At 42.9% G+C, this 6,111-nt stretch carries 5 protein-coding genes; 4 read left to right on the top strand and 1 reads right to left on the bottom strand.

From position 1 onward, the window contains the following. The first annotated feature begins 8 nt into the window (after positions 1–8). The 4 genes from menB (at position 9) to ABLA85_RS06305 (ending at position 3,924) form a co-directional block, all read left to right on the top strand. Positions 9–866, top strand: a complete 858-nt coding sequence (gene menB / locus ABLA85_RS06290; protein ID WP_367962314.1) for a 1,4-dihydroxy-2-naphthoyl-CoA synthase — start codon at positions 9–11, stop codon at positions 864–866. Further along, entirely contained in the window at positions 866–1,870 is a 1,005-nt protein-coding gene (menC, locus tag ABLA85_RS06295; RefSeq protein ID WP_367962315.1) for an o-succinylbenzoate synthase, read from the top strand. The genes menB and menC overlap by 1 nt, the downstream gene beginning before the upstream one ends. Beyond that, the gene (menE, locus tag ABLA85_RS06300) at positions 1,848–3,269 is read left to right on the top strand and encodes an o-succinylbenzoate--CoA ligase (RefSeq protein WP_367962316.1); all 1,422 of its coding nucleotides are present in this window, start codon (positions 1,848–1,850) and stop codon (positions 3,267–3,269) included. The genes menC and menE overlap by 23 nt, the downstream gene beginning before the upstream one ends. 112 nt (positions 3,270–3,381) lie before the next feature. After that, the gene (locus ABLA85_RS06305; RefSeq protein ID WP_367962318.1) at positions 3,382–3,924 is read left to right on the top strand and encodes a YfaZ family outer membrane protein; all 543 of its coding nucleotides are present in this window, start codon (positions 3,382–3,384) and stop codon (positions 3,922–3,924) included. A gap of 49 nt (positions 3,925–3,973) precedes the next feature. Here ABLA85_RS06305 and tyrP read toward each other — a convergent pair whose 3' ends face one another. Next, positions 3,974–5,119, bottom strand: a complete 1,146-nt coding sequence (gene tyrP, locus ABLA85_RS06310) for a tyrosine transporter TyrP (protein ID WP_367962320.1) — start codon at positions 5,117–5,119, stop codon at positions 3,974–3,976. Positions 5,120–6,111: the final 992 nt, after the last annotated feature.

The raw sequence follows: 6,111 nt of genomic DNA on the forward strand, positions 1-6,111 counted from the left end.
GTTCAATAATGCTCTATCCAAGCGAAGAAAAATTATATTTCCCGATTGAATGGCAAGATTGTTCCAGCGGGTTTGAAGATATTCTTTATCATAAATCTCCAGACGGTATCGCTAAGATTACGATTAATCGTCCGCAAGTGCGTAATGCCTTCCGTCCTCTGACCGTTAAAGAGATGATTCAGGCACTGGCTGATGCCCGTTATGACGATAGCATTGGCACAATTATTCTGACAGGAATGGGAGAAAAAGCATTCTGTGCGGGAGGCGATCAGAAGATCCGTGGCGATTATGGTGGTTACAGAGATGAAGACGGAACACATCATCTGAACGTATTAGATTTTCAACGCCAAATCCGTACCTGCCCAAAACCAGTTGTTGCTATGGTTGCCGGATATGCTATCGGTGGAGGGCATGTATTACATCTGATGTGTGATCTGACCATTGCAGCAGACAATGCAATTTTTGGTCAGACAGGCCCCAAAGTGGGTTCATTTGATGGAGGTTGGGGAGCATCTTATATGGCGCGGATAGTGGGGCAGAAAAAAGCCCGTGAAATCTGGTTCCTGTGCCGCCAATACCATGCTCAGGAAGCGCTTGATATGGGGCTGGTCAATACTGTTGTTCCTTATGCTGAGTTGGAAAAAGAAACAGTACGCTGGTGCCGTGAAATGCTGGAAAACAGCCCAACAGCATTGCGTTGTCTGAAAGCTGCATTGAATGCGGATTGCGATGGTCAGGCTGGTTTGCAGGAGTTAGCGGGAAATGCCACCATGTTGTTCTATATGACTGAAGAAGGGCAGGAAGGACGTAATGCGTTCAACGAAAAACGTCACCCTGATTTCAGTAAATTTAAACGTAATCCATAATGCGTAAAGCAACCTTATATCAATACAGCCTGCCTATGGAGGCAGGTGTTATCTTACGTTACCAGCGTCTGAAAACCCGTGATGGTTTTTTAGTGCATGTGCAAGAAAATGGTAACCATGGTTGGGGAGAAATTGCCCCATTGCCGGAATTCAGTCACGAAACGCTTGAACAAGCCCGCTGTGCTGCGGTGGAGTGGTTAACACACTGGTGCCAAAACGAAACAGGGCAAAATAAAGAGCCAGAGCAGAGTGAATTACCTTCTGTCGCATTTGGTATCAGTTGTGCTCTTGCTGAATTACAGGGCAAACTTCCCGCAGAGGCCAATTATCACAAAGCACCATTATGTACGGGGGATCCTGATGATGTGATCTTGCGTTTGGGAAAAATAGCCGGGCGGAAAATGGCTAAGGTGAAAGTCGGGCTATATGAAGCTGTACGGGATGGCATGGTAGTTAATCTCTTATTGGAAGCCGTACCCGATCTACAACTGAGGCTGGATGCTAACCGTAGTTGGACGCGAGCGAAAGCTGATGGATTTGCGAAGTATATCAATCCTGATTATCGGCAGCGTATTGCTTTTCTGGAAGAACCTTGTAAAACCCGCGAAGACTCACTGGCATTTGCCCGTGAGACAGGTATTGCCATTGCATGGGATGAAAGTGTTCGTGAAGCAGGTTTCACAGTAGAAGCCCAGGAAGGGGTTACCGCGATCATTATCAAACCGACGTTAGTAGGTAGTATTGACCGTTGTCGTCAATTGATCACCGAGGCTCATCAAGCCGGGTTGGATACTGTGATAAGTTCAAGTATTGAAACCAGTTTTGGTCTGACACAACTGGCTCGCTTAGCATATTGGCTAACACCAGAGACGCTGCCAGGGCTGGATACACTCGATCTGATTCAATCGCAACTTATCCGTTGCTGGCCAGGCAGTGATATGCCTTGTATGGAATTAGACGAACTGGAAGTAATGTGGAGTTATGAATTCATTAGTCTCGTTTAATCAATGGCCATGGCATCATTGGGCGGTTTGTTATCCAGAAAAACAGGCAATTTGGTTGGGTGACAATCCAGTAACCTGGCAGGAATTGGCAACAAAAATTAACACTATTGCGGATTGCTTCCGGCTACAAGGGGTATCACAAGGTGATGGTGTGATCTTAAGAGGCAAGAACAGTGCAGATCTCTTGTTATGTTATCTTGCTGTTCTGCAATGCGGTGCAAGAGCCTTACCACTCAATCCTCAACTTCCTGAATCATTGTTGACAGAATTACTTCCTCACCTAAATCTGGCATTTGTGGCTGATTTTACCGGCTTACCTGTATCGGTCATTCAGGCAACGGAACTCAACTGGCAAGCTGAGTTTACATTTATGTCAGGTAAAAAAGTGTCAGGTAAATGTGTTTCATGGGATATCAATCGCCCGGCCAGCATGATCCTGACTTCAGGATCTTCCGGGTTGCCCAAAGCAGTAGTGCATTCTATTGGTGCTCACCTTGCCAGCGCACAAGGTATCCTTTCACACATAGATTTCCAGCCGGAGCATCGTTGGTTGCTGTCGTTGCCATTATTTCATGTCTCTGGTCAGGGAATACTTTGGCGCTGGCTATTGAAAGGCGCAGAATTGGTATTGCGGGATATGTACTCTCTGGATAAAGCCTTATCGGGTTGCACGCATGCTTCATTAGTACCGACTCAACTGTGGCGCTGGCTTTCCCAACCTCGTAACCATGATCTGACTTTGAAAGATGTGTTATTAGGCGGGGCAATGATACCGTTGGAACTTATTCAACAAGCTGAGCAAATTGGGATCCGCTGTTGGTGCGGTTATGGCTTGACTGAAATGGCATCAACAGTCTGTGCAAAACGCGCAGACGGCTTATCGGGAGTAGGAGTGCCATTACCGGGAAAAGAGATCCGTTTGTTGGATGAGGAAATACAGATCCGGGCAGACAGTATCGCTATGGGTTATTGGTTTGATGGAAAATTAAAACCATTAGCCAAAGAGGAAGGCTGGTTTCCGACCCGTGACCGGGGTGTTTTTAAACAGGGTGAATTGTGTGTTTTAGGACGTTTTGATAATCAATTTTTCAGCGGTGGTGAAGGAATTCAACCGGAAGATATTGAACGTATTATTAATCTGCATCCTCAAATCCAACAAAGTTTTGTTGTTCCAGTGCCTGACACTGAATTTGGGCATCGGCCTGTTGCAGTGATCGAAACAAACAATCCTCAACTTACAAAAACACTTATTAATTGGCTTTCTAATAAACTTGCTACATTCCAACGACCTGTAGCTTGTTATTTGTTACCGGAACATTTGAAAAATGGCGGGATAAAAACTTCACGTCAACAGATCAAAGAATGGGTACTGAAACGATCCAGTATTTACATATCTTGATGAATCTAAATGGTTTATTACATTCATCATCTATAGTGTTTATTGGATTTCAGTAAAATAGCTCACGAAGATTAGCAACGACCATAATTACTGATTGAGAAGAGAGAGATATATGAAAGGTTTTATTGCTGTCAGTGCAGCCAGTTTGCTCTTTGTGGCAGGTACTGCGAATGCAATTTCTGTGAATATAGAAGCAGGAAAACACTATACCAGCACATCTGCGGGGATTGGTGATAAAAATGCAGGATTGTCCCTCAATGGAAATTGGACTCGCAGTGATCATAATGGCCAGTTAGCGAGCCTGGGGGCTGCTTTTGCTTTGCCAGTTGGTCCGATAACAGCAAGTGTTGGTGGTAAGGCTCTCTACTTGTCACCAAAAGCGGGGAAAGATGGTGCTGCCTTGGCTGGTGGTGTTGGCCTCAGTTGGGAAGTAATGCCTTCTTTGTCATTATACGGTGAGGCTTATGGTGCTCCATCGGGTTTAACTTCTGGCATTGATTCTTATACTGAAGCAACTGGCGGAGTTCGTTATACTCTCTTTAAACCAATAACCATTAATGCTGGTTATCGGGTTATTGATTTGAAAGGAAAAAATGGAAACCGCAATAATAAAGTGTCAGACGGTTTTTACATCGGAGTAGGTGCGAGTTTCTAACATATTTTAAATTAGGGTTATCCGCACCATTAAAGATGCGGATAATTGTTTACCCCACTTCTGGCAGTATACCTGTGACAATTCCAATCTGAATGACAATTACAGCAAGGCCACAAAGAAAAACCAATATCAATGCGGGGTTGCCACCTTTGACACGATATCCACCCTGATTTTCTTCACGGCTGCGCCAAACCAACAGGCAAGGAAGTAACAGAGCCAGAATAGACAGGGCAACAGCAGCGAATGTCAGCGCCATAACAAAATTAGGGTAAAACAGGGCACAAAGCATGGGAGGAATAAAAGTCATTAAACCTGTTTGCAAACGTCCTCTGGCGTGGTTACGGCGTCTTAGCAGATCAGCAAGATAATCAAACAGACCGAGTGAAACCCCAAGGAATGATGTCGCCAGTGCGAGGTCGGCAAACAAGTGGACAGCAAGTTCTACTTTTGGCGAGGCAACAACTTCTCTGACTGCTTGCAATAAGCCGTTTAAACCAGATTGTTGTGCAAGAATACCGACAAAGGTGTTGGAGGAAATGGCTCCAAGAGTAACCAATTGCCACAGGATGTAAGCGCCCAACGGGATAGCACTACCGATGATAAATATCTTCCGTAGCTTATTTGTGTCCCCTTTCATATAGGAAACAATACTTGGCACACTTCCGTGAAACCCGAACGAAGTAAAAATCACCGGAATTGCAGATAGTACAAGCCCTTTTTCTATTGGCATGGATATTAAGTTGATTTTATCAACATGAGGCATCATCACACCCAGTACGACTAGCAGAAAAATGATTTTGGCGGTAAACAGTAGGCGATTAATTAAATCAACGGATTGCGTGCTGATACAGACTACACCTCCGGCAACTATTGTAAACACGATGATCCCGGCAGAGACAGTAATTGTTTTATCCATCCAGGCGGAAAGGCTGACAGCCAGCAATTCACCTGCGCCACTGATATAGGCTGTTGTCAGGGCATACATCAGAAATAGCATACTGAAACTTGTTAACACCTGTCCGCCGATCCCCAAATAGCGTTTGGCAATGGTGCCTAAGCCTGTATTGGCTTGATCATATTGATAAACTTCTACCAGCAGAAGTGCAGTGTAACTCATCAATGCCCATAAAGTGATTAACATGATAAGTGTTGTTCCAAAACCTACACCTGCCGCAGCCAATGGCATTGCCAGCATCCCGGCTCCAATCGTCGTCCCGGCGACGATAAAAATACTGCCAATAGTGCGATTCTTCACGCGATCCTCGTCTCTGAATATGTTGGAAAAATAGTTATAAGACAGGCAGGGTAAAGGATAGATTTATAGCTGTCAAATTTATAGTACATGAGATGTAAATAAATAATTACACTATAGGCCAGTGGAAAAAAACAATGAAAGTGGATAATTTCTTATCGTTATTTATGGGAGCATGATTTGTCTGAAAGAGGAGAGTATTTTGGAGGAAAAGTGAATTTCAAAGGTAGTTCTCACCTTAACTTGTCATAGTCAGATTGCTACTGCTTTATGTATCTGCTCGATAGCTCATCCCTGTTGCTAAAATAATTAGCGCTGAGATACCCGTGTTTTTAGCCTTATGTTTGTATTTCGTCAGTGTCCGATTGAAAAATTGAACCTGATAAAGAAGTTAGAAAAAACAAAAAAGAAAAAACCTAACTTCACTTATAGGAGTAGTGACTTCTATTGTTATCTTGGTTCTTTGCCAGAAATAATCAATATAGCGGAGTTAGAAAAGGATAATTCTCCCATTTAGCATAACTTTTGAGTTTACTGCTTCCTGTCATCGGAAAGGAAACTAATGAAATTAATTTGTTATATCGTGAAATTTGTAACTTCTAACGTGTATTTCATTAGATAAAAATGCAACCAAACATGAAAATCCAATATGTCTACAAAATAAACATCTTTTTATCATGCATCTGTCATTTATTGTTATTTAATAATTAGTGCATTTTATTACGATTCTTTAAGTCTTCATTTTTTAGTATGGGTTATTTAACGAACACATTATTAACTAATGTAAGAGGGTAATCTCATGAGTCTAATAGATGGTATTTATATCAGTGAAGATCGTAAACATACTCTAACAATAACTGACAGTACCACTAGCCCTGCTGGGGCATTTAGTGGCTCTTTTATCAGCAATAACTTTTTATTAATTCGGTGTTCAA

Origin of the sequence: Xenorhabdus sp. SGI246 (assembly GCF_040838225.1) — a bacterium.
GTDB lineage: Bacteria > Pseudomonadota > Gammaproteobacteria > Enterobacterales > Enterobacteriaceae > Xenorhabdus > Xenorhabdus indica.

What these genes read in the sequence shown, in the direction of transcription:
- menB (WP_367962314.1), top strand. Translation starts at nt 9, where the DNA reads ATGCTCTATCCAAGCGAAGAAAAATTATATTTCCCGATTGAATGGCAA.
- menC (WP_367962315.1), top strand. Translation starts at nt 866, where the DNA reads ATGCGTAAAGCAACCTTATATCAATACAGCCTGCCTATGGAGGCAGGT.
- menE (WP_367962316.1), top strand. Translation starts at nt 1,848, where the DNA reads ATGAATTCATTAGTCTCGTTTAATCAATGGCCATGGCATCATTGGGCG.
- ABLA85_RS06305 (WP_367962318.1), top strand. Translation starts at nt 3,382, where the DNA reads ATGAAAGGTTTTATTGCTGTCAGTGCAGCCAGTTTGCTCTTTGTGGCA.
- tyrP (WP_367962320.1), bottom strand. Translation starts at nt 5,119, where the DNA reads ATGCTGGCAATGCCATTGGCTGCGGCAGGTGTAGGTTTTGGAACAACA.